Source organism: Mesorhizobium sp. M0478 (assembly GCF_040321305.1).
In the GTDB taxonomy this organism is placed as follows: Bacteria; Pseudomonadota; Alphaproteobacteria; order Rhizobiales; family Rhizobiaceae; genus Mesorhizobium.
In genome coordinates this window covers 69,748-94,535 of the sequence record NZ_JAMYRH010000001.1, presented here as the reverse complement: position 1 = coordinate 94,535, position 24,788 = coordinate 69,748, and the positions used below count along the sequence as shown (strand labels likewise).

17 protein-coding genes are annotated in these 24,788 nt (G+C 62.8%); 10 read left to right on the top strand and 7 right to left on the bottom strand.

All coding sequences use genetic code 11. The features are described from left to right. Positions 1-77: 77 nt before the first annotated feature. The 6 genes from NKI64_RS00460 (at position 78) to mgrA (ending at position 6,128) form a co-directional block, all read left to right on the top strand. On the top strand, positions 78-971 hold the full coding sequence (locus NKI64_RS00460) for a carbohydrate ABC transporter permease (RefSeq protein WP_023669803.1): 894 nt from the start codon (positions 78-80) through the stop codon (positions 969-971). Then, positions 964-1,899 carry a carbohydrate ABC transporter permease gene (locus NKI64_RS00455; protein ID WP_023669802.1) on the top strand — a complete coding sequence of 312 codons (936 nt, stop codon included), beginning with the start codon at positions 964-966 and terminating at the stop codon, positions 1,897-1,899. The genes NKI64_RS00460 and NKI64_RS00455 overlap by 8 nt, the downstream gene beginning before the upstream one ends. Before the next feature lie 5 nt (positions 1,900-1,904). Next, complete coding sequence (locus tag NKI64_RS00450; RefSeq protein ID WP_352666151.1) at positions 1,905-3,005, top strand: ABC transporter ATP-binding protein; 1,101 nt, start codon at positions 1,905-1,907, stop codon at positions 3,003-3,005. A gap of 118 nt (positions 3,006-3,123) precedes the next feature. Then, positions 3,124-3,870 carry a sugar phosphate isomerase/epimerase family protein gene (locus NKI64_RS00445; RefSeq protein ID WP_023820508.1) on the top strand — a complete coding sequence of 249 codons (747 nt, stop codon included), beginning with the start codon at positions 3,124-3,126 and terminating at the stop codon, positions 3,868-3,870. Positions 3,871-3,881: 11 nt separating this feature from the next. Further along, the gene (locus tag NKI64_RS00440) at positions 3,882-5,024 is read left to right on the top strand and encodes a Gfo/Idh/MocA family protein (protein ID WP_023747026.1); all 1,143 of its coding nucleotides are present in this window, start codon (positions 3,882-3,884) and stop codon (positions 5,022-5,024) included. 57 nt (positions 5,025-5,081) lie between these two features. Continuing rightward, positions 5,082-6,128 (top strand): L-glyceraldehyde 3-phosphate reductase, encoded by a 1,047-nt coding sequence (gene mgrA, locus NKI64_RS00435; protein WP_352666149.1) that lies wholly within the window; start codon positions 5,082-5,084, stop codon positions 6,126-6,128. 80 nt (positions 6,129-6,208) lie between these two features. Here the strand turns inward: mgrA and NKI64_RS00430 are convergent, their stop codons facing one another. Continuing rightward, positions 6,209-7,300: a S1 family serine peptidase gene (locus NKI64_RS00430; protein ID WP_023683034.1), complete on the bottom strand. Its 1,092-nt coding sequence runs from the start codon at positions 7,298-7,300 to the stop codon at positions 6,209-6,211. Positions 7,301-7,702: 402 nt separating this feature from the next. Between NKI64_RS00430 and NKI64_RS00425 the strand changes: the two genes are divergently transcribed. Next, a complete protein-coding gene (locus tag NKI64_RS00425) occupies positions 7,703-8,782 on the top strand; it encodes a trypsin-like serine peptidase (protein ID WP_023683035.1) in 1,080 nt (359 codons plus the stop codon). A 154-nt stretch (positions 8,783-8,936) separates the two neighbouring features. After that, positions 8,937-10,775: an MORN repeat-containing protein gene (locus NKI64_RS00420; RefSeq protein ID WP_023751425.1), complete on the top strand. Its 1,839-nt coding sequence runs from the start codon at positions 8,937-8,939 to the stop codon at positions 10,773-10,775. 29 nt (positions 10,776-10,804) lie between these two features. Here NKI64_RS00420 and amrB read toward each other — a convergent pair whose 3' ends face one another. The 5 genes from amrB to NKI64_RS00395 all read right to left on the bottom strand — a co-directional run bounded on the left by amrB (position 10,805) and on the right by NKI64_RS00395 (position 19,120). After that, positions 10,805-12,523, bottom strand: a complete 1,719-nt coding sequence (gene amrB, locus NKI64_RS00415) for an AmmeMemoRadiSam system protein B (protein WP_023751424.1) — start codon at positions 12,521-12,523, stop codon at positions 10,805-10,807. A 149-nt stretch (positions 12,524-12,672) separates the two neighbouring features. After that, entirely contained in the window at positions 12,673-15,675 is a 3,003-nt protein-coding gene (locus NKI64_RS00410; RefSeq protein WP_352666146.1) for a hypothetical protein, read from the bottom strand. A 33-nt stretch (positions 15,676-15,708) separates the two neighbouring features. Further along, entirely contained in the window at positions 15,709-16,422 is a 714-nt protein-coding gene (locus NKI64_RS00405; protein WP_023700125.1) for a DUF4760 domain-containing protein, read from the bottom strand. Beyond that, on the bottom strand, positions 16,419-16,799 hold the full coding sequence (locus NKI64_RS00400; RefSeq protein WP_245261352.1) for a hypothetical protein: 381 nt from the start codon (positions 16,797-16,799) through the stop codon (positions 16,419-16,421). The genes NKI64_RS00405 and NKI64_RS00400 overlap by 4 nt, the downstream gene beginning before the upstream one ends. A 101-nt stretch (positions 16,800-16,900) precedes the next feature. After that, positions 16,901-19,120: a caspase family protein gene (locus tag NKI64_RS00395; protein ID WP_023704223.1), complete on the bottom strand. Its 2,220-nt coding sequence runs from the start codon at positions 19,118-19,120 to the stop codon at positions 16,901-16,903. A 287-nt stretch (positions 19,121-19,407) separates the two neighbouring features. Here NKI64_RS00395 and NKI64_RS00390 point away from each other — a divergent pair, with 287 nt between their 5' ends. Continuing rightward, a complete protein-coding gene (locus NKI64_RS00390; RefSeq protein WP_023669789.1) occupies positions 19,408-19,812 on the top strand; it encodes a Fur family transcriptional regulator in 405 nt (134 codons plus the stop codon). Between the two features lie 204 nt (positions 19,813-20,016). Here NKI64_RS00390 and polA read toward each other — a convergent pair whose 3' ends face one another. Beyond that, positions 20,017-22,944 carry a DNA polymerase I gene (gene polA / locus NKI64_RS00385; protein ID WP_023700122.1) on the bottom strand — a complete coding sequence of 976 codons (2,928 nt, stop codon included), beginning with the start codon at positions 22,942-22,944 and terminating at the stop codon, positions 20,017-20,019. 445 nt (positions 22,945-23,389) lie between these two features. Between polA and NKI64_RS00380 the strand changes: the two genes are divergently transcribed. After that, positions 23,390-24,775, top strand: coding sequence for a M20/M25/M40 family metallo-hydrolase (locus tag NKI64_RS00380; protein ID WP_352666144.1), 1,386 nt, complete (start codon positions 23,390-23,392; stop codon positions 24,773-24,775). The last annotated feature ends 13 nt before the right edge of the window (positions 24,776-24,788 follow it).

Genomic DNA, 24,788 nt, shown 5'->3' with positions numbered 1-24,788 from the left:
GGAGGCAATACACCTCGCTCCCGGTCTTGCGAAAGCAGGGCCGGGATAGCACCGCCCTTACCCAGCCGGCTGACGAGATGAGCAAGAGCGAACGCCCCAACCCGCTGTTCCGCAACCTCAATGCGAAGGTCGCCTCGATCCCGATGATCCTCACCGCGTCGGTGGTTTTCGTCGGCGGCACCGTCTGGACGGTGTTCTATTCCTTCACCAATTCGAAGCTGCTGCCACGGCTGAATTTCGCCGGGCTCGATCAGTATTACCGGCTGTGGGCGACGCCGCGCTGGCTGATCTCGATCGAGAACCTTTTGATCTACGGCGCGATCTCGCTGGTGTTCTCACTGGTCATCGGCTTCCTGCTTGCAGCGCTTCTCGACCAGAAGATCCGTTTCGAGGACACGTTCCGCACCATCTTCCTCTATCCGTTCGCGCTTTCCTTCATCGTCACCGGCCTGGTCTGGCAGTGGCTGCTCAATCCGGATTTCGGCATCCAGCATGTGGTGCGGGACCTCGGCTGGACGAGCTTCAACTTCGACCCGCTATACAATTCCAGCATCGTCATCTACGGCATTTCGATTGCGGCGCTGTGGCAAGGCACCGGGCTCATCATGTGCTTGATGCTGGCCGGCCTGCGCGGCATCGACGAGGACATCTGGAAGGCGGCGCGGGTAGACGGGATCCCGATGTGGAAGACCTATCTGTTCATCGTCATCCCGATGATGCGGCCGGTTTTCATCACCACGCTGGTCATCATCGCGTCGGGCATCGTCAAGGTCTACGACCTCGTTGTCGCCCAGACCAGCGGCGGCCCCGGAATCGCCTCCGAAGTGCCGGCCAAATATGTCTATGACTACATGTTCTTCGCACAGAATCTTGGCCAGGGCTTTGCCGCCTCGACCATGATGCTGCTCTCGGTGGTGATCGTCGTCGTGCCGTGGGCCTACCTTGAATTTGGAGGCAGGAAGCGTGGCTGACCCGGCCGTCCCTTTGCCCGCCAGCGCGGGTGCCGCCGAGCGCGAAGCCTCCGGGCCGCGCGGGCCGAAGCCGCGGCATGTCTTCTCGCGCCGCAATATCTTCCTCTATGGCACGCTGATCGTGGTGGCGGTCTACTATCTGCTGCCGCTCTACGTGATGGTCGTAACCTCGCTCAAGGGCATGCCCGAGATACGGATGGGCAATATCTTCTCGCCGCCGCTCGAAATCACGTTCGAACCGTGGGTGAAGGCGTGGGCGACCGCCTGCACCGGCCTCAATTGCGACGGGCTTTCGCGCGGCTTCTGGAATTCGGTGCGCATCACCGTGCCGTCGGTGCTGCTGTCGATCGCGATCGCCTCGGTGAACGGCTATGCGCTCGCCAACTGGCGCTTCAAGGGCGCCGACACATTCTTCGTCATCCTGATCGTCGGCGCCTTCATCCCCTATCAGGTGATGATCTATCCGATCGTCATCATCCTGCGCGAGATCGGCCTCTACGGCAGCCTCAGCGGCCTGGTGATCGTCCATTCCATCTTCGGCATGCCGATCCTCACGCTTTTGTTCCGCAACTATTTTGCCTCGATGCCGGAAGAGCTGTTCAGGGCGGCACGGGTCGACGGCGCCGGCTTCTGGGGCATCTTCCTGCGGATCATGGCGCCGATGTCGCTGCCGATCTTCGTCGTCGCCATCATCCTGCAGGTGACCGGCATCTGGAACGACTTCCTGTTCGGCGTCGTCTACACCCGCCCCGACACCTATCCGATGACGGTGCAGCTCAACAACATCGTCAATTCGGTGCAAGGCGTGAAGGAGTACAACGTCAACATGGCCGCCACCATCCTGACCGGCCTTGTGCCACTCATCGTCTACTTCATTTCCGGCAAGCTTTTCGTGCGCGGCATCGCCGCCGGTGCGGTGAAAGGGTGATGGCGATGACGGCAGCCAACGGCACCAGCGTTTCGATCCAGGACCTGTCCCTGAACTTCGGCTCTGTATCGGTGCTGCAGACCCTCAATCTCGAGGTCGCAGAGGGCGAGTTCATCGTGCTGCTCGGTCCCTCGGGCTGCGGCAAGTCGACCTTGCTCAACTGCATCGCCGGGCTGCTCGATATTTCCGAAGGCCGCATCTTCATCAAGGGCAAGAACGTCACCTGGGAAGAGCCCAAGGATCGCGGCATCGGCATGGTGTTCCAGTCCTATGCGCTTTATCCGCAAATGACGGTGGAGAAGAACCTGTCGTTCGGCCTGCGCGTTGCCGGCGTGCCCAGGGACGAGATCGCCAAGCGCATCGCCCGCGCCGCCGAGATCCTGCAGGTCGAGCCGCTTTTGCAGCGCAAGCCCGCGGCCTTGTCCGGCGGCCAACGCCAGCGCGTGGCGATCGGGCGGGCGCTGGTGCGCGACGTCGACGTCTTCCTGTTCGACGAGCCACTATCCAATCTCGACGCCAAGCTGCGCTCGGAACTGCGCGTCGAAATCAAGCTTCTGCATCGCAAGCTGCAGAACACCATGATCTACGTCACCCACGACCAGATCGAGGCGATGACGCTGGCCGACCGTATCGCGGTCATGCGCGGCGGCGTCATCCAGCAGCTTGACGCGCCGCAGACGATCTATAACCGGCCGGTCAACCGGTTTGTCGCCGGCTTCCTCGGCTCGCCGGCGATGAATTTCCTCGAAGGGGAGCTGGAGGCCAATGCTGCTCCAGTGTTCAGGACCGACGGTGTTTCGGTGCCGCTCGATCGCTATACCTTTGACGGCACGGAGCGCCCGGCCGGCGCTTGCGTGCTGGGCATCCGGCCTGAACATATCGCTTTCGGTGACGCGGCGAAGTCGATGCCGTTTTCCGCCGGCGGTTCGGTCGAGATCGTGGAGCCGATGGGTTCCGACACGCTGGTGTGGACGAAGCTTGCCGGCCGCAACCTCTCCTTCCGCGTCGAGGCGGAACGGACGCTGCGCAGCGGCGATCCGATCCAGTTCGGTTTCGATCCGGCGCGCGCCTCGCTGTTCGACGCTGCGACCGGCAATCGCCTGTGACCCTCTAGAATCATCCGCAAACCATCCTCCCAAGAACGATCCCCCTAAAACGATCTCGCGAAAACGATCCCCCGAAAACATCCCCAAGCCTTAACCACCCAAGAAACGGACAGAGACGATGAACTGGTCATTCCAACTCTACAGCGCCCGCAATTTCCAGCCGTGGGACGGCATCCTGAAAATGCTTGGTAAGCTCGGCTACAAGGAAGTCGAAGGTTTCGGCGGCGTCTATGACGACCCCAAGGCGTTCCGCGCCGAACTCGACAAGAACGGGCTTTCGATGCCGACCGGACATTTCTCGATCGATGCGCTGGAGAATGATTTCGACGGCGTACGCAAAACAGCCGACGCACTCGGCATCACGCTCGTCATCTGTCCCTATCTGCTGGCCGAGCAGCGGCCGGCCGACGCTGCCGGCTGGCGCGGCTTTGGCGAGCGTCTGGCCAAGGTCGGCGAGACCGCAAAAAAAGCCGGCTACGGCTTTGCCTGGCACAACCATGATTTCGAGTTCAAGACACTCGCCGACGGCTCGGTGCCGCAGGATCACATCCTGTCGGCTGCGCCCGACATCGGCTGGGAGATGGACGTCGCCTGGGTAATCCGCGGCGGCGTTGATCCGCTGCCGTGGATCGAAAAGCACGGCAAGCGCATCAGCGCCGTCCATATCAAGGACATGGCCAAGTCAGGCGAAGGCCTTGACGAGGACGGCTGGGCGGATGTCGGCCACGGCACCATCGACTGGGCCGGCCTGATCAAGACACTTCGGGCGAAGAGCGCGGCCAAATATTACGTCATGGAACAGGACAACCCCAACGACATCGAGCGCTTCGCCAGCCGCTCGCTCGCATCCGTCAAGGCTTACTAGGAACAATCATCATGGCAAAGAAACTGGGTATCGGCGTCATCGGCTGCGGCAACATCTCGAAAGCGTATTTCTCGCTGGCGCCTCTGTTTCGCGGCATCGAGATGCGCGCCTGTGCCGACATCAACATGGACGCGGCCAAGGCACGGGCGAAGGAGTTCAAGCTGCGCGCCGAGACCGTCGAAGAACTGCTCAAGGATGACGAGATCGACATCGTCGTCAACCTCACCATCCCGGCGGTGCACTACGGGGTGTCGAAGCAGATCCTCGATGCCGGCAAGCACGTCTATTCGGAAAAGCCGTTCGTGCTGTCGGTCAAGGAAGGCCTCGACCTCAAGAGCCGGGCCGAGAAGAAAGGGCTGCGCATCGGTTCGGCTCCGGACACTTTCCTCGGCGGCGCGCACCAGCTGGTGCGCAACCTCATCGACACCGGCGCGCTCGGCAAGATCACCAGCGGCACCTGTCATGTGATGGGCCACGGCATGGAGCACTGGCACCCCAATCCCGATTTCTTCTTCCAGCCGGGCGCCGGGCCGGTGCTCGACATCGGGCCTTACTATATCACCAACCTGATCCAGCTGATCGGGCCGGTGAAGCAGGTGGCGGCCTTCGCGACGACGCCTGCCAAGGAACGCACGATCTCGTCGAAACCGCGCGCGGGCGAAAAAATCCCGGTCAACACGCCGACGACGATCCACGGCCTGCTGGAGTTCGAGAACGGCGCCGTGGTCACGCTCAACACCAGCTGGGACGTCTGGGCGCATGGTCATGCGCCGATGGAACTCTATGGCGAAACGGGCACGGTGTTTGTGCCGGATCCGAATTTCTTCGGTGGCGACGTGCGCATAACCGAGGCGGCAAAACCGGTGAAGAAACTGCCGAAATGGCAGCATCCGTTCGGCGTGCCCAACGAAATGCACGGCCAGGGCATGATGGCCAACTACCGCACAGCAGGCCTTGCCGACATGGCGCTGGCGATCGCCGAGGGCCGGCCGCATCGTTGCTCGATGGAGCTCGCGCTGCATGCCGTCGATGTCATGACCGGCCTGTTGCGGTCGGGCGAGACCGGCAAGTTCGTCGCCATGCAGACCAGCTGCGAGCGGCCAGCTGCACTCGGCGTCAAGGACGCAAAAGGACTGTTGGCGAAGCAGAAATGAGGTAGAAGGGTGTCGGCGCGCTCGCGCCGACACCCATACAATCCAGGATCTGTACCCATGCGCTGGCAGCCGGCTGAACACCGCTATGAGAAAATGCTTTACAACAGATGTGGGCGATCCGGCCTGAAACTGCCGGCGATCTCGCTCGGCCTGTGGCACAATTTCGGCAACGACACGCCGCACAAGACCAAGCAGGCGATCGCGCGCAAGGCCTTCGATCTCGGCATCACCCATTTCGATCTCGCCAACAATTACGGTCCGCCGCCGGGCTCGGCCGAGATCGCCTTCGGCGAGATATTGCGCACCGACTTCGCCAGCTATCGCGATGAGCTGATCATCTCGACCAAGGCCGGCTATGAGATGTGGGCAGGGCCTTACGGCGAATGGGGCAGCCGCAAATATGTGCTGGCGAGCCTCGACCAGAGCCTGAAGCGGATGGGGCTCGACTATGTCGACATCTTATATTCGCACCGCTTCGATCCGGATACGCCGCTTGAGGAAACGATGGGCGCGCTCGACCATGCGGTGCGTTCCGGCAAGGCGCTCTATGCCGGCATCTCGTCCTACAATTCGCAGCGCACGCGCGAGGCGGCCGACATATTGAAGCAGCTCGGTACGCCCTGCATCATCCATCAGCCGAGCTATTCGATGCTCAACCGCTGGGTCGAAGAGGACGGACTGCTCGATACGCTGGAAGGGCTCGGTGTCGGATCGATCGTGTTCTCGCCGCTGGCGCAAGGCATGCTGACCGACAAATATCTCGGCGGCATTCCCGAGGGTAGCCGCGCCAGCCAAGGCAAGTCGCTGCGGCCCGCCTTCATCAACGAAAAGACCATCGCTAACATCCAGGCGCTGAACGCGATCGCCGGCAAGCGTGGCCAGACGCTGGCGCAGATGGCGCTGGCCTGGGTGCTGCGCAAGGGCCGGGTCACCTCGGCGCTGATCGGCGCCAGCCGGCCCGAACAGGTCGAGGACTGCGTCGGCGCGCTCAAGGTGCTCGAGTTCAGCGATGCCGAGCTCGCCGAAATCGACACTTACGCACGCGAGTCCGACATCAATCTGTGGGCGGCGTCGGCCGAGCGCAAAGGCCCGCCGCGGAAGTAAGCGGAACAGCCGGCACCGGACATGAATCAAAACGGCGGGAAAGATCCCGCCGTTTTGCGTTTATCAAGCTTCGGGCCCGTTCAGGGCTTCTTGGCCGTGCCGAGACCGGCCTTGGGCGCCGCCGCGGCTGCCGGAGCCGGGGTCTTCATCTTGGCTTCGATCCAACCCGTATAGTTGGCCAATCGCGTGTAGATGCCATAGGCATTCTTGTGGCCGCAAGCGGCGGTGCCGTCGGACGGACCTTCGCCCCAGGAGACGACGCCGACCTGGACCGGACCGTTGGCGCCGGTCATGAACAGCGGACCGCCGCTGTCGCCGTTGCAGGCGTCGCGTTCGCCGCTGTCGGTGCCGGCGCAGATCATGTTCTTGGTCAGCGGATCCGACATATCGGCGGCGATCGCATTGGCGGCGGCATCGATGCCCTTTTCCGAATAACGCATCCGATGCGAGAGATCGCCAAGTGCCGCCTTCAGGTCATGCGCATAGATCGACTTGATGCCGCTGTTGCAGGCAGCGCTCGGCTCGAGATCGAGATCGGCCACCATCAGCGCGGTCGGGAAGGTGCCGTCCTGCATCTTGCCCCAGCCGATGACCGTGGTCTTGCCGCTGTCTGGCGTCGGCTCATTGGTGATCTTGATGACCGGCGCATCGGCGGGCTCCGCCAGCCGGAGCAGGCCGAGATCATTGTCCAGCGTCTGTTCGCTGTAGCCCTCGTTGACGATGACCTCGACCACCTTGTAGCGCTTGCCTTCGGTAAGATCGGTGGCGCCGGTCAGCACGGTCACCGTGTCGGGCGAAATCGGCCGGCCCTTGTCGTTGAGGCAGTGCGCCGCCGTCAGCACCCATTGCGGAGCAATCAGGCTGCCGCCGCAGAATTGCGCGTTCGGCTGCGAGGCCGGGCTGGGGTCCAGCCGGGCGCTGGTCAGCAGCGCCACCTGGAACGGATAGGCCCCTTTGTCGGCTTCCTTGCCGCCATAGACGCGGTCGGCCCCGTCGGGATTCTCGGCCTTGGCCTTGTCCCGGGATTCGGCGACGCGCTGCATCGGCGAGACCGCCGCTTCCGGCCTGGCGGCGTCGTCGGCTGCATAGAGCGCGTCGACAGCGGGGAAAGCGGCCGCGATGCCCAGCAGCGATGCAGCGGCAAGCGGCCTGAACCGATGGATAATGTTCACCTTGAAACCCTCCTGAGATGAAAAATGCCGAGCCATGCCGCCATGACGCATAACCAACAGAAGCGATACCGGTACCTCGATCGCCTTCTGCCAGAACGAACGACATCCGCGCGGTCATAAAACCGAAATCCGACTTTTGCTAATCGTGCCCCATCGGGCAGAGCCCACCCAAACCCTATAGCCCCCCACGGGCTACGTGGAAGCGATTTGTCATTGCCAATGTTGGATTATTTTAGGCAGTATATCGACGCGGGTGCGTTTGGCGGAGGGCTTTAACGAGGCCGCCCGGACCGATGATCCGATACGGGCGGGTAACCAAACTAATTTTTTAACTCCACCACGATCTCGACAATATTTCTGTATTTTGCTCCACTCCTTGCTGACTTTTGGGAGAGTCTCACCATGACGAAACTGACAAGCACTATCATTGCGTCCGCACTGCTATCCACCGCACTGTGGGCGATGCCTGCCTTCGCCGCCGATCCCGGCTCAGCGAATGCCGGCAATGGCGAAAGCATGCGCGATCTCGGAACGGGCGACTACCAGCCCGGCCGTGCAAAGCCGATCGCGCCGCCGAAACTGACCGAAGATGAAGCCAGCCGGGCAGCGCCGCTGACCGACGAGGGCACGGCGGTCAAATCCTATGGCATCGTCGGACGTTCCGCCGATGGCAAGGACATCAAGATCGATGCCGGCGAGACGCTGAAGGACCTTGTCATCAAGGAACTGAATGCGCCCGCTAACGCACCAGCGGCCAACAAGACCGGGCTGACGGGCGGCGACGAAGCCGGCCGCCAGGTGTTCGGGGCCGACGACCGCGAGCAGATCAAGAACACCAAGACGTACCCGTTCACCGCGATCGGGTATATCGAAGGCAAAGCCAAGAGCGGTTATGGCAGCTGCTCGGGAACCCTGATCGGTCCGCGCACGGTGCTCACCGCCGCGCATTGCCTCTACAGCAATGAAGACAAGGCTTGGCTCGACGACGTCATCTTCGTGCCGTCGCTCAACGGCAACACCGCCGACGATGCACCGTTTGGCGCTTTCAGCTACGAGAGCGTCTATATCCTGCAGGGCTTCATCGACAATTATCAGGGTTACTACGGCTCGGTCATTCCGTGGGACCTCGGCATCATCACGCTGAAGCAGGATGTCGGCACCAATCTCGGCTGGCTGGGTTATGCCAACTATGAGAACCTCGGCGATTTCACCGCAAACATCGTTGGCTACCCCGGCGACAAGCCGATGGGAACGATGTGGAAGGCGACCTGCGAAGTGAAAGCCGAAAACGTCGGCGCGGAGTATTTCCAGTACGACTGCGACACCTATCCGGGGTCGAGCGGCAGCTCGGTCTACGCCTATGACAATGGCGCCAAGCAGCGCGTCGTCACCGGCGTGAACGTGGCCGAAAGCCCCAACGCCAACACTGCGGTGCGCCTGAACGCTGCCAACGTGGCGTGGATCAACAGCCTGTACAAATAAGGCCCGATCTTTCGCCGGCAAACAGCGGCGAAAACCAGCAATACCAAACCGGCGGCGGGACGTTCCCGCCGCCGGTTTTTTGTATCGAAACACCTCTCTTGCACTGTGTTACAGCGGTGCTTACGCTAGGCGATCCAAGGGGTTGGGTAATAAGATGGCGCGGGCAAGAATGATCTTCGGGGTCAAAGCGATCGCGGCTGCATCCACGCTGGCCGCACTGACATGCTTTTCCGCTATGGCCGATCAAGGCGGTGCCGCACCCGATGGCACCTGGGCCGAGCGGGTGCAAATCCTCTATCAAAGCGAAACACGTTCGGTGCTGCGCAAGAATGTACGGGTCTGGGATTCCCACCCGGAATTGGGTCTTGATTTCACCTGGGAGCCGGCAGCCGGCGTGTCGCCGGACCGCACCGTCGCAGCCGACGGCACCGTCAACGGCAAGGGCAGGCTGGTCTGGCGCGTACGCGGCTCGGCGAGCTACGACCCCAAGACGATCTATTCCAGCTATTTCGGCGAGATCAGGAATGGCCGCCCCGAAGGACAAGGCCGGCTGGAGCTGCGTTCAGGCGAGATTCTCGACGGCCGTTGGGTCGCCGGCCAGCTCGACGGCCATGCGATCCATGTCGATGCCGACGGCAATCGCTATGAAGGGCAATTCAGGGCCGGTGTGCCGAATGGCGAGGGCAGGCTGGAGACGAAGACAGGCAAGATATTCGTCGGCTCTTTTGCCGATGGGCTGAAGGACGGCAAGGGCCGCACCCGGTTGCCCGGCGGCACCGTCTACTGGTCGCAATGGGCGATGGGCAAGGAGATCGGCGGTGCGCGCCCCGATGTGCTGGCCGATGCCAGAGTGGGCGGGTTGCTCAAGGCGCAGACCGGCGGCGGTTCCGCCGACAAGGTCGAGATCGGCATTGCCGTCGACCAGCGCATGACGCAGCAGGCCGACATGCAGTACCAGCATCTCGTGCGCGACGAAGACATCGCGATCTATCCGGTGTCGGACCAGTACAATGATGCCTGGAACGGCACCGCAGAGATTCGTACCGGCAATGTCTATGAAGGCATGGACTGGGAGACGGCGCCGGCCTTCGCCGAAGTCGACCTCAAGACCACCGACCAGTCGAGGGTCAAGATCGACAGCCTGGAAATGAAGGTGGCCGCGAGCGAGGCCTACCGCAAGCCGATGCTGTCGATCAGCGAGCATTATGGCTGCGTCGGCTTCCGCCCCGACTTCTCGATCGTCAACAATGGCTGGGGCGAAGTGAAAGACATGAAGATGTCGATCCAGTTCACCAGGACCGACGAGGAGGACAACGCGACCGGCGAGCCGAGCCGCACGTTCACGAAGGACATCGGCACTTTCGGCGACGGCGTCGACGTCTCGATCAAGAACGTGCTGATTGAAGCCGGCGTCGACACAACCACGCTCGAGACCGAGCGCTTCACTTGCCCGTCAAGGGACAGCCTGGATGTCTGCCGCGCCCAGGTGGCCAACAAGGTCAAATTCGGCGACGTTGCCGATTACATCAGCGGCAGCGTCGAGAAAATGAGCGTGACCGGGATTGGCAAGCTCGATTATTCCTGGGCGGACGATCAGGGCGCTGTCTACCAGCAGAGCGAGCCGTTTCGCGTCATCGTCTCGCTGGTCAGCATCGAGGTCCCAGAATCGCTCGCCGAATGCGGCGATGGCGGCGGCGCGTCGCCCGAAGCGCTGCGCTACCAGAACATCGAATTTCCGATCGGCAAGACCGATTACAGCATCCCCATGCCGGTGCGCGGCAACAAGAATCTCAGCGCCTACACGGCACGGCTGAAAATGTGGTCGTCAATGTCGTCGATCCATCGCTTCAGCATCGCCGCCCATTTCGCCGATGGCAGCACACGCGAGAGCAAGCCGGCCACGTTCTTCTATTTCAGGCCGAAGCAGTCGCTGTTCGAAACCAGCACCAAGCCGGCGGTCTGCTATCTGCCGGAAGATCTGCAAGGCTGTTGAGGTCCTGTCACGTCCTTTCGGGAATCGCGTCATTTCGAGCCCATCTCGAAAAAATTGGGCAGCGGGATCAGCCGGGCAAAGATCGTGCCCTGGCTGAACACCCTGAGTTCCAGCATCGACCCGGACGATCGTTCGGCTTTCTGGTCGAACAGGAAATTGCCGAGCGAATAGATCTCCGCAACATCGCCACCGCCGAGCGGCAGGATCGCCTCGCTCGATACATGTGGATGACCGCCGACGATTGCCGTGACACCGCGCAGCCGCATCTGGTCGGCAAGCATCTCCTCGTGCGGCGACGGCTCCGTCTTGTACTCGCGGCCCCAATGGACGAAGGCAATCACCGGCCGCTCGGCATTGTCGTGCAGCAGCCGGTCGAGCAAAGCAGGCGTCAGAAGGTCGGTGTTCCTGGAGCCGTTGGTATCGATGTCGGTCAGCCCGACCAAGTCGAGATCGGCAAGCGCCAGCGTCTCGCCCTGGCCGAAATGGGCGATGCCGGCCGCATCGAGTGCGGCCAGCGTCTCGGCATAGCCTGACGGGCCGAGGTCGTAGGCGTGATTGTTGGCGAGGCTGACAGCGGCGACATGCAATTTCTTGAGCATGTCGATGGCGAGGTCTGCGGGCATGGCCAGCGTCATGTCGTCGATCGCCTCAGGGACGTTGGGCAGGATCACGCCTTCGAGATTGACGATCAGCGGCCGCGAGCGGGTCAGGGCCAGCACGCTTTCGACGATCTTCTCGGCAACACCGTCGCGGACCAGGATCTTCTTCATGGCGCGGCCGAAATTCACGTCGCCCGCGAAATAGTAGAGCTTGTCGTCGGGACGGGCAGGATTGTTGATGCCGGGGCCGAAGGCGCCGAACAGCGCCACGACATAGCTGGTGGTGCGCTCGACATAGTCGCTTGAATGCGCCTGCGAGTTCTCGTTGGCGACGACCAGCGGCGCAGCACCGAACAGTTCGCGCTGCAGCCTGGTCTGGATATAGAGCGCACCGACCGAATCGGCGTGATCCGGCTGGCGCAGCGCCGTGATGCCGTCGAGCGAACCGGCGGCGAGCATGTTCAGCGTCTGCTGGTCGAAACGCCTGGCTTCGTGCTGCGGCAGATAATGTGAGAAATCGGTGGATTCGACGATCAGCGTGTCCTTGTCGACGATCGCTTTCAGCGCCTGCGCCAGCCGGTCCCAGTCGCCGCGCTTCGCCTTGACCGACATCGCCACCGGCACGATGGTTGCCTCGGGAAAATAATGGTGCAGGAAGGGCAGCATGGCTTGAACGCCGTGCTCCTTGGCGAAGAGGCAGGAGTCCTCGACCATCTCGCTGTTCGCCTGGATAAGGCGCAGGGCTGCCGTGTCGGCCAGGACCGGGCCAAGCACAGTGTCGAAGCCGCGCGTCGTGGTGGCGAAGAGTTTCTGCGTCTTATGGAAATGGTCCGGCGACAGGATGACGATGCGCTTGTAGCGGAAGCCGGACGCGGCGTGGAAACCGAGTGCGACGAGATCTGCGACGAGCAGGTGGTGGGGGACTGTGATGCCGGTGAGGCGTTGGTTGGACGGCTCGATTCTGGCGACGGCGGCGATGGCGTCGGTGAAGAGTGTGGGGTCGGAGTAGAAGGACGGGAAGTTTGTGTCGCCGGGCGGGCAGGTGATGGGGGCGGCAGACGCTTGAAGCACTGAGAGGATAAGCAAGGCGGTGGCAAAGATCAGAATGCTGGTCCGTGCCCAGGCACCCCCCGCTGTCCTGCCGGACATCTCCCCCGCAAGGGGGGAGATTGGATGTCGCCTCGACTTTCGCCAATCACCAACCTTGAAAATAGATCTCCAGCAATGAAGAGACTGATCTCCCCCCTTGCGGGGGAGATGGCCGGCAGGCCAGAGGCGGGTGCCTGGGTGCCGACCTCTCACGGCTCAGCCAGCACAATGTTCTCCACGCCGCCGACATAGTAGAACGGCTTCTGCTTGGACGCGGTCAGCCGCAGCACTTCGCGCGAGATGTAGTCGGCGAGGCCGAACAGCGTCACGCCGCCGTCGGAGGTCTTGGCCCGGCCGCGCAGGCCTTCGAGGATCGAATAGGTGAAGACGCCATGGCCGAGCTCGGGCAGTTCGGCGGCGGTGTTGTTGGCAGCGGTGGCCGAGAAGACGACGATGCGTGCGTCCTGCGCGTCTTTTTCCAGGCGCGGGTTGAAGGCGTTGGCGGCGTGGCAGGTGTCGAGCAGCATGAAGCGCATGCCCTTGGCCCGCTCAACCGATTTCTGGATGTCGCCCCAGTCGACCAGCGAGGAGCGCTTCCAGCGGTCGGCATCCTGTTTGCGGCCGTCCGTGGGGATGAAATAATAATCTTCGTCGATGTTGATGCCGTGACCGGCGACGAAAATGATGGTGGTGTCGTTCTCGCCGGGTCTGTCGAGAAAGTCGGCGAGCTGGTCGTTGATCGTGTCGGAATCCGGTTCCAGGATGGTGTCGGCGCTGGCGACCTTGAACACGTCCTTGCCGGAATCGGGCGCCTCATCCAGCGCTTCGCGGTTGACCAGAACCAGCGTCTCCATCGCCGAAAACAAGGGCGCGGATTTCTGCGAGATCACCTTGAGGAATTCGGTGGCGTCATCGACGGGATAGCGCAGATCGCAGGCGTGGCCGGCGCATGCATCGGTGAGGAAAGGATATTTGTCGACGCCGATCACGGCGACGTAGAGCTTGCCCTTGTTGGCGGGCTTTTCGGTTTTCCTGCCAAGTGCTGTGACACTGCGCTCGGTCAGATAGCCGAACTCGTTGGTGCCGGTGATGCGAATGGTATTTTCGCCATTCTCGACCGGCACTTCGACGATGGTGCTCTTGCCGCCATCGGCCGAGCGCGCCGTGACATTGCCGACATTGCGGCTGTTCGACAGGATCGAAAATCCGGCGACATCGGCGCCGGCTTCCTGCGCGCCCGAAATCTCGACGGCGACATAGCCCTCGCGGACGTTGCTCTGGTCGGCGGCAAGCTTGATGCCGAATTCCGGCGGTTTGCGCTCGAGCAGCTTTTCCAGCTGGCGGTCGACGCCGGGGCGCATTTCCTGAACCGCCTGTTCGGCGCTGCGCAGGATGATGGCCCGGCGCACCATTTCCGGGCTCCAGAGATATTTTTTCAGCTGGCCGGCGCTGATGAAACGCCCTTCGTGGTCGCGACCCTGATTGACGTGCCAGCCTATCAACTTGTCGCCGTCGGCGGAGGAATAATAGTAGCCCTGCGGCATCCAGGCGATCCATTCGGAGCCGGCGAAGAACATCGACACTATCAGTTTGTGTGTCTTCAAATTCCACAGCCGCACGGTCTGGTCGGCGCTGCCGGTGACCAACAGCCCTTCCTTCTCGGCGGCAACCATGGCGTTGATCTCGCCGGTGTGGCCGGTGAATTCACCCGATAGCTCGGCGGTCGCGGTTTTGTATTCCAACAGCGTGCCGTCGCTGCCGCCGGTGATCAGGCCAAGCCCATTGCCGATCAGCGTGTAAGCCGAATGGACGAAGCCATTGGTGGCGGCATTCTCGATGCTGTGCATCACCTTTCCGCCGCTCGCGATTTCGAGCACGGCATTCTCCAGGCCGTCCTTGCCGCCGGGGGCAGCACGGAGCGACCACTCACCCTCTGCGAGTGCCGCGCGGGCATAGGCGCCCTGTTCCGCAAACGCCACCGGGTCCTCGAAGAACCGCTCGGCCGTCGGTAGCGCCAGCACCTTGTCCAGCGTGCCCTGCAGCTCGGGACAGGACACGCGTTCAGGGCAGGGGTTGGTGTTGCCCCAAGCGATGGAGCTGCTCGCCGCATCGATCCCGATCGCCGTCACCGGTTCGCCGACCCCTTGCAGCAGCGCCTTGCGCTCGCCGGTCATGGGGTTCCAGACCTGGATGGCGTTGCGGGTGCCGCCGGCTGTCGCCACCAGCGAGCCGTCGGCATTGCCGGCGCCAGCAAAGACCGTGCCGTCATGGCCGTTATAGTCGAGCAGTTGCTCGCCGCTGTCGGTATTCCAGACCACCGAGCGATGCTTGTCGGCGCAGCGATAGCTGCATGACGCCACAAGCCGCGAACCCGTCGCGAAGCTCAGAGCGCCGATCTGGAAATCCTGCTTCGGCATGGCGCGGACGAATTTGCCCGTGCTGGCCTGCCAGAGCTGGACGTCGCCGTCCTTGCTGCCGGTGGCGAACAGCCTGCCATCCAATGACACGGCGAGTGCGGCGACGCCGACATCGCGCAGCGGTTCGGCCTCGGCGGGCAAAGCGATTTCCTCTGACTTGGCGACGTCCCAGAGCCGGATGCCATTGTCGGTGGTCGTCGCTGCCAGCCGGGTTCCCGCAGCGGCGAAGGCGAGCTTTTCCACACGCCAGGAATCGGCATCGGATTTTTCCGCCAGCGTCCAGCCCGACGCGGATTTGTCGTCCGCCCGCCAGAGGTAGACGAAACCATCGCCACCGCCGGCGGCGAGCGTGTTTCCGTCGGGTGAAAAGGCGACATCATAGATGGCATAGTCGGCGGCCTTGAGCACGGTTTTGATCCTGCCGGTGGCGAAATCGAACAGCCTGATATCGCCATAAGGGGGCTTGTCGCCGATGCCGGCGCCGAAATAACCGCCGGCGGCGATCGTCTTGCCATCCGGCGACACGGCAATCGCAAAGACCTTGCCGTCATTGCCATTGCCAAGATAGCCGCGAATGGTGCGCAGCGTCACCCCGCTCTGCCAGTCCCAGATGCGGATGGTCTTGTCGTCAGATGCGGAGACCAGTTCCTCGCCGTCCGGCGTGAAGGCAAGGTCGGTGACCCTGGCGCTGTGGCCGCCGGTGTTGAGATCGAGGTGGAAATCGAGGTCCTCGGCACCGGCGGTTGACGTTAACGCCAGAAGACCGACCAGGATTAGCCACCGGATAGCACGCAAGGGATGGGAGCTGCCCGGCACCTTGTTGCGCCGCTATTTGGAGTCGGCGGGCGGCGCCGACCCGTGACGCACATAATTCTCGATCGCCTGGGCATAACTGGCGGAACCGGCCTTGCGCTCTTTTTCGATGTAGCCGGCAAAATAGCTCCAGAACGACACCGCATAGTCGCGGAAATAGGCATCGGCGACATCGCGCGAACAGAGCTTGCCCTCAACGCAGATGGAGAGACGATTGAGGAAATAGACGATGCGATCAAAATTGTCGTTGAAATCGGCGATCGGCATGGTGCCGCCGCCGGCAGTCATCGCCTCAATGCCAATGCGTTGCCGGAAGACCCGTTCCTCGGTCGGCGACGGCGTGGCGCTGAGCAGATTGTCGTATTTGGCGTTGAGCGACGAGAGGCGCTCCTTGAGCGCGCGCTGCGCCTGCTGAAAATCCTTGCTTTCCCAAAGCTCGACCAGCGACATCGTCTGCTCGACGCGCTTCTGTTCCTGGTTTGCCAGAAACTGGAAGACCGAGAAGCCCAAGGTGAAGACGATCGCCAGGCGCACGGCGAGACCCGACCAGGCATAGATCAGCATGCGCCAGTCGCGGTCGGTGAACGGGTTGGCTTCCTTCTTGATCTCGTGACTGCTCGGCCACGGAAAGCCTTCGGTGGTTTCGGGCAAGGTCGCCGGCTTCTTGGCCGGTGCCGGCGCCGATGTGGCTGGCGATTTTTGCGTTGCAGTGCCCCCCGGCTTTTTCATCCGCAGCTGTCCAGTCGGATAATGGCGGTGGGATCGAGCACGATGCCGGGTGTCTCCAGCTTCTTTTTCAGGCAATCGAGCTGCGTGCGCGAAATCATGAACTGCACGTCCGGTTCGGCAGCCGCCTTGCTGGGTGACGGCAAGGGCTCGACCACGCCGCGCGAGGCGCAGCTGGAGAGATCGACGACAACGGCCGTGTTGCCGGTCTTGGCGATCTGGTCGTACTGGTCGAGAAAGCAGGTGGCGAGCTCGGAGTTGGTGACGATCTGCTTGGCGCACAGGCCGCAATTCTCGTCCGCCGAGGCGCTGGCAACCAGCAACAGGCTTCCGGCAAGGCCGGCCGTCGCTGCACGCCAGGAGAGCACGGGGATAGTCACTGATGTCCTCATCTGTTGCATTCAGCCGCGGCGCATAGAAGTGTCGCGAGCCGGGAATGTTCATATATCACGCCGGCAAGAGCCGGCGAAGCGATGTCAGGTCAGGCGCGGGGCACCGTCTCCATCGGGAAGATCATCACCGCGCCTTTGGGACCGCTCTTGTCGGCAAGCCGCATCACCGAGCGCGTCGCCGGCGCCATGCCGATGTCGGCCAGCATGTCGGAAAAACCAGGCGTTCCCGATGCGGCACGCGTCACGGCGCGCACGCCTTCCTGGGCAAGAAAGCTCAGATCCTCTTTCTCGCTCTGCGGCGGCGCCTCGGTCAGCACGGCAATCATGCGCTCCATGCCGAAGCTGGTGTCGGTGAAGGCGAGCAGCCCTTCCTTCAGGCCCTGATCGGCCTGCTGGTTGATCGGCGCCAGCCGCTCGGCGACGATATGGGTGATCGAATAGTCGCTGCCGATGTAGAGCACGTTGATGTCGACGAACTCGTCGGACCCGTTCTTGGCCGCAATGTGTACCTGATCGCCCGGCGAAACGCGCGGCACCGTCGAGGATTCGATCGGCTCCAGCACATCGCTGTCCTGGCGCTTGATCAGGAACTGGACGCTGACCTCGTCCGGCCGGTAGTCGGACGCCGCGGCGAGCCGCGACAGGCCGGTGGCGCGGAAGATCGTGGTCAGGTTCTTGGCTGTGTTTTCCGCAAGCTTGTCGCGGCCATCCTGATGGATGACGATGCGCGGCGGCTTGCTGCCGTCCTTCAAGCTGATGTCGCCGGACGCCGGCAGGAACCACAGCGCCGGTTCGTCGCTGGCGTTGGCGGCAGCGCCGTCCATGGATTTTTCGCGCAGCACCGCAAGCCGCAGATCGGCGCTCTTGCCGGGCTCGACCAGCGCGATGTGGAAGCCGGACTTCGGCTTCGCCACCAATTCGTCCAGAACCGAATTGACCAGCTCGGTTTCTTTATCGAGCCCTGCGGTCGGCGCCGGCTTTGCCACCAGCAGCTTGTAGTCGACTGCGAGTTCGGCAACGCGCGCATAGGCGCCGGCGGGCACCGCCGTCGGCGCAAGCGCCGGCTTGCCGTCGAATTCGACCGGTGCGAGCTGGCTTTCGAGGTTTTTTGCCAATTTCACTTCGAGATAGCCGACGGCGTCGGAGAGCTTCGACAGCGCCGAAGGCAAAATGGCGAGCTTGCTGCCGGGGGTCAGACCCTGCAGCAGCCCGGCGCCGATCGCGACATCGCCGTCCTTGACGGCAATCGGCCATTGCATGACGGCGTCGGTCTTGTCGGTGCCGAACACGCGGGCGTCCAGTTCGCCCTCGAACAGGGGCGTCGGCCTTGTGCGGCCGTCGGCCGAATATTGCTGCAGCACGGCCTGGCCGAGCTGGCGATAGGTGACGTTGGGGTTCTCGGCCAATTTCGACAGGATGGTGAAGGTGAACAGGCCGAAGCGCGGCGCGTCGGGCGTGCCCTTGGGCAGCGGCATTTCCGGCGTCGTCTCGACCGTCTGCGCGGCATAGAAGGCGACCAGCTTGCCCCTGGCGATCGGCTCTGCGCCGGTCGGCGTCAGGTTGAAGGCCGGCTTGCGGCCGCCATTCTCGTCGAAACCGCGCGATGCGCTTGCCGAGATGTCGTCATAGGCCTTCACCGCCGCTGCTCTCGCCGCGTTGTCGCCGCCGACGAGGTCGGCGAACTCGACCTTGCGCTCCAGTTCGTCATCGACTTCCGCGGCGCGCGTCGCGGTGCCCGAATGGCAGCAGTCGAACACCACCCAGACAAAGGCGCCCTTGTCGCGGATGGCGTCGAGTGCGGCGCCGACCTCGTTGTCGACCAGCGCGTTCGGCACGCCCTCTTCGCGGTTGATCCATTTGTCGATATCGGACGGCAGGAAAATCTCGTCGAGGCCGTCGGTCTCGTCGCCGGCCTTGGCCTGCGGCTGCTGGGCGCCGTGGCCCGACAGATGCAGATAGACGAAATCGTCGCGTTGCACCTTGCCGGCGAGGTCGGCAAGGGCGGCCTTGATCGCCGCATGCGTCGGCGGGCCGTTGGCGCCTTCGACGTCCTTGGCGAGCAGGATCACGTTCTCGGCCGAGAACTTCACCGGATCGGGCGTGTTCTTCAGGAGATAGTCGCGCACCAGGCCGGCATCGTTCTTCGGCCCGATCAGCCAGTTCTTCTGCGGCAGGTTCGGATAGTCGGTGCAGGCAACCAGCAGCGCGTGATAGGTGCGCGAGGCGGCGAGGGCGCGGAACGAGACCGTACCGGCAGCCACAAGCGCCGACGTGCCGACGAGCAGCGTCCGTCGTGTCAGTTTGATCATAATTGCTTCCCCAAGCCCGACCGAATTTGCAAGTGCGGCACCTTTCGTCGCGAATTTTGTCAGTATTTTGAATGTGGTCGGTGCCGTCAATCGGCGGTGGTGGTCATGGTGTCGATGGCGATAACGGAAACAGTGGCAAAAAGCCCGCTTCATCGCTATCTCAAGGGAATTGAGACCGCCGCATTGATTGCGAGCGGCGCTGGATCAAACAGGATAGAACATGATGTCGTCCGAGAACCGCTTCACACTTTTCGGCATCATGCACTAAACGATCGGAAAACGGGATCATGGCGGCAAGGGATGTGCTGACGAAGAATCAGCTGAGCGTGCTCGAAAAGCTCGAGGCCGCCAGCGGACCGCTCAGCGCCTATACGCTTCTCGACCAGCTGCGCGAGCGCGGTTTCCGCGCGCCGCTACAGGTCTATAGGGCGCTCGACAGCCTGGTGAAGTCAGGCTTCGTGCACCGGTTGGAAAGCCTCAACTCCTTCGTCGCCTGCGCCGAACCGCACGACCATACGCATTCGATGACAGCCTTCGCTATCTGCGACACATGCGGGCAGGTGATGGAGATGTCCGACCATGACGTCGACCATCGGCTGGACGAATGGGTGCGCTCGACCGGGTTTGCCGCCAAGAAGGCGGTGATCGAGTTTCGAGGGACGTGTGCCAAGTGCCTGGCTGAGGCGGCTTAGCTTTTCGACGCTGGCGGGACAGCACCCCCCTCTGTCCTGCCGGACATCTCCCCCGCAAGGGGGGAGATTGGCAGTTCAAGCGCTGCGCCCATTGCAGCAACGTCGGAGATTGGCGAAACCGGAAGTGGCGGCTGATCTCCCCCCTTGCGGGGGAGATGCCCGGCAGGGCAGAGGGGGGTGTGAAGGATCGCGGCGTATCCGGCGCTAATGCGCCTCGTCCCAGTTGTTCGCTGCGCGGGCATCGACATGCAGCGGCACCGACATCGAGATGGCCGGCATCGGCGCGTTCTCCATCACCCTGCGCACCACGGGGATCGTCGCCTCGACTTCCGCTTCAACCGTCTCGAAGATCAATTCGTCATGCACCTGTAAGAGCATGCGGGCGGACAGGCCGGCCTTCTCCAGCGCCTCGTCCATATGCACCATGGCGCGACGGATAATGTCGGCGGCGGTGCCTTGCAGCCTGGCGTTGATCGAGGCGCGCTCGTTGAAGGCGCGGATCGACGGGTTTGACGACCGGATCTCAGGATAGTGGATGCGGCGGCCGAAGATGGTTTCGACGAAGCCATGTTCGCGCGCATAGGCCTTTGTTGCCTCGATATAGTCGCGGATGCCGGGGAAACGCTCGAAGTACTTCTTGATGTAGGCGCCGGCCTCCTCGCGCGGGATCGACAGCTGGTTGGCGAGCCCAAAGGCCGAGATGCCGTAGATGATGCCGAAATTGATCGCCTTGGCGCGGCGGCGCACTTCGGACGGCATGCCTTCGACCGGCACGTTGAACATTTCCGAGGCGGTGATGGCGTGGATGTCGGCGCCATTGGCGAAGGCCTGCTTCAACTGCGGGATCTCGGCGACGTGGGCAAGCACGCGCAGTTCGATCTGGCTGTAGTCGGCCGAGACCAGTTTCTGGCCCTTGTCGGCGATGAAGGCCGTCCTGATCTTGCGTCCCTCCGCGGTGCGCACCGGGATGTTCTGCAGATTGGGATCGGAGGAGGACAGCCGGCCCGTCGTCGTTGCGGCCAGCGCATACGATGTGTGCACGCGCCTGGTGTCGGGATGGATGAAGCCGGGCAGCGCGTCGGTGTAGGTCGATTTCAGCTTGGTCAGCTGGCGCCAGTCGACGATCTTGCGCGGCAGTTCGTGGCCTTCGGCGGCGAGGTCTTCCAGAAGCTGCGCGGAGGTCGACCATTGCCCGGTCTTGGTCTTGGAGCCGCCGGGCAGGCCCATGCGGCCGAACAGGATGTCGCCGAGTTGCTTTGGCGACCCGATGTTGATGCGCTCGCCGACAAGGCCGTAGATCTCCTCCTCCAGCCGTGCAGCGCCTTGCGCCAGCTCGCCGGAGAGCCGCGACAGGATCTGGCGGTCGACCGAGATGCCGCGCTGTTCCATCCGCGCCAGCACCGGCACCAGCGGCCGTTCCAGCCGCTCATAGACCGAAACCAGGCCCTTGGCGGCAAGCCGCGGCTTCAGCACCTGCCATAGCCGCAGCGCTACGTCGGCATGGCCGGCGGCGTAGGCGGTCGCCCGGTCGATGTCGACCTGCTCGAACCCGACCGAGCTTCTGCCGGAACCGGCGAGATCCTTGAGCGGCGTCGTGGCATGGCCGAGCCATTTGTCGGCAAGCGAGGACAAAGTGTGGTGGCCGGTGCCGGCGTCGAGCACATAGGAAATCAACATCGTGTCGTCGAAGGGTGCGATATCGATGCCGTGGCGGCTCATGACGACGATGTCGTATTTGGCGTCCTGGGCGATCTTGAGCACCGATTTGTCTTCCAGCAACGGCTTCAGCAGCGCCAGCGCCTCGCGGACCGGAATCTGGTTCTCCAGCGTGCCGCCGCCGAGCAGGTCGCCAGCGCCGCTCTTGTGGGCGAGCGGCACATAGGCGGCGCGGCCGGGGCCGATCGCCAGGGAGAAACCGATGAGGTCGGCCAGCATCGGATCGGAAGACGTGGTTTCGGTGTCGAAGGCGACGGTTCCGGTCTCCTTGGCTTGGGCCAGCCAGGTCTTGAGCGTTGCCGTGTCGCGGATGGCGACATAGGCGGCAGGATCGATTTTGGCCGCGGCGGCCGTTTCCAGGCGAAGTGCGGCAAGCAGCGAAGGCGCGTCCCCGGCCCTTGCGGTTTCGGATTTGGCTTCATCCTGTGTTGCCGCAGGCACCGGTGTGCCGGAGCCGACATCGGGGCCGTGCGCGGTGTCGGCGCGCTCGACGGTGACGGCGACAGCCTGCACATCGCCGGCTTCGGTGCTGGTCGCCTCGGCCACACGGCGGGTCAGCGAGGTGAATTCCATGGTTTTGAGAAAGCCGATCAGCTTCGGCCCATCCGGCGCATGCAGCACGAAATCGTCGAGCCCGTCGGTCACCGGCACGTCGTTCTTCAGCGTCACCAGCTGGCGCGATATGCGCGCCTTGTCGGCATTGGCGATGATGGATTCGCGCCTCTTGTCCTGCTTGATCTCGCTGGCCCGGGCGAGCAGCCCGTCAAGGTCGCCGAACTGTTCCAGAAGCTGCGCCGCCGTTTTCGGCCCGATGCCGGGTACGCCCGGCACATTGTCGACGGAGTCGCCGGTCAGCGCCTGCAGGTCTATCATCTTTTCCGGCGGCACGCCCCATTTCTCGATGACTTCGGGGATGCCGATCTGGCGGTCCTTCATCGGGTCGTACATGCCGACCGTGGGTCCGACCAGCTGCATCAGATCCTTGTCAGAGGAGATGATAGTGGTGTCGCCGCCGGCCTCGCACGCCAGCCTGGCATAAGTGGCGATGAGGTCGTCGGCCTCGTAGCCTTCGATCTCGATGCAAGGCAGGTTGAAGGCCACGGTTGCCTGGCGGATCAGACCGAATTGCGGGATCAGGTCTTCGGGCGGTGCGTTGCGGTTGGCCTTGTATTCCGGGTAAAGATCATTGCGGAAGGTTTTCGACGAATAATCGAAAATGACCGCTAAATGCGTCGGCACGATGCCTACATCGGTGTTGCGGGCGTCCTGCATCAGCTTCCACAACATGTTGCAGAAGCCGGAGACCGCGCCGACCGGCAGCCCATCGGATTTGCGGGTCAGCGGCGGCAGCGCATGATAGGCGCGAAAGATGTAGCCGGAGCCGTCGATAAGGAAGAGATGGTCGCCTTTTTTCATGCCGGCAGGGATAGCGCGGCAGGACGGCGCGGTCCATGGCAAAGGCGGGCTTCCAACAGGTGTTGCGGCGACATGCTGACAGAGCCTGCCTGCCGATAGGTCCTGCTGCTGTTTGCCTCGGCGCTCACGGCTATGTTACAAAAGTGTAATTTTTGTGCCCTTGAAACGCCACGATCCGAGACACAAATAAAGGTCATCGGCAGTTTTCGCCGAGTCCGGAGCAAGGCCCGTCCCCCGCCTATCCCGGACAATTGCGGCAGCCTATCCCCCCTCTCCGGGCTGCCGCATCGTTTCGAGTAAAAGACCGCCGTGGTTCCCCTCCACCACGGCGGTTCTTTTTTGCCTTCTGACAAGTGTTTACGGTCCGTGGTCCAACGATCGCGGGCTTTTCGTTTTGATGCGCTGCCTTTACGGTTCGGCCACCGAAAAGAAAGGCCCGCAAGACATGTCCACAATCACCCCCGTCCTCGACCGTCTCGACAAAAATCTCGACCAGAGCCTGGAGCGCCTGTTCGGCCTGCTCCGCATCAAGTCGATCTCGACCGATTCCGACTATGCTGCCGACTGCCGCAAGGCCGCCGAATGGCTGGTGGCGGACCTCAAGCTGATCGGCTTCGACGCTTCGATGCGCGACACGCCGGGACACCCGATGGTGGTTGCGCAGCATGAAGGCCCCGCCGGTTCGCCGCATGTGCTGTTTTACGGCCATTACGACGTGCAGCCGGTCGATCCGATCGAGCTTTGGGAGAACGACCCGTTTGCGCCGGCGGTCAAGGAGATCGAGCCCGGTCACAAGGTAATCACCGGCCGTGGCTCGGCCGACGACAAGGGGCAGCTGATGACCTTCGTCGAGGCCTGCCGCGCCTGGAAGCAGGTGCATGGCAATCTGCCCTGCCGCATCACCATCCTGTTCGAGGGCGAGGAGGAGTCCGGTTCGCCGTCGCTCAAGCCGTTCCTCGAGGCCAATGCCGATGAGCTCAAGGCCGATTTCGCTCTGGTCTGCGACACCGGCATGTGGGACCGCGAAACGCCGTCGATCTGCGTTTCGCTGCGCGGAATGGTCGGCGAGGAGGTCACGGTCAAGGCTGCCGATCGCGACCTGCATTCGGGCCTCTATGGCGGCGCCGCCGCCAACCCGATCCGCATCCTGGCGAAAATCCTCGCCGACATCCATGACGAGAACGGCCACATCACCATTCCCGGCTTCTATGACGGGGTCGAGGAAACGCCGTCGCAGATCCTGAAATCATGGGAAACTCTGGGCGAGACCGCCGAAACCTTCCTCGGACCGATCGGCCTCTCGATCCCGTCGGGCGAAAAAGGCCGCTCGGTGATGGAACTGACCTGGGCGCGGCCGACGGCCGAGTTCAACGGCATCATCGGCGGCTATACCGGCAAGGGGTTCAAGACGGTGATCGCGGCGGAAGCGTCGTCCAAAATCTCCTTCCGCCTCGTCCACAAGCAGGACCCCGAGAAGATCCGCGCCGCTTTCCGGAAATTCGTCAAGGCGCGCATTCCCGGGGACTGTTCGGTCGAATTCCACCCGCATGGCGGCGGGCCGGCAATTCAGCTTTCCTACGACTCGCCATTCCTGGCCAAGGCCAAGACTGCGCTGTCGGATGAATGGCCGAAGCCAGCGGTGACGACGGGCAGCGGCGGCTCGATACCGGTGGTCGGCGACTTCCAGACCTATCTCGGCATGGAATCGCTGCTGGTCGGGTTCGGCCTCGACGACGACCGCATCCACTCGCCCAACGAGAAATACGAGCTGACCTCCTTCCACAAGGGCCAGCGCTCCTGGGCGCGCATTCTCGATGCGCTGACGCGCTGAGGAGGCTGGGAAG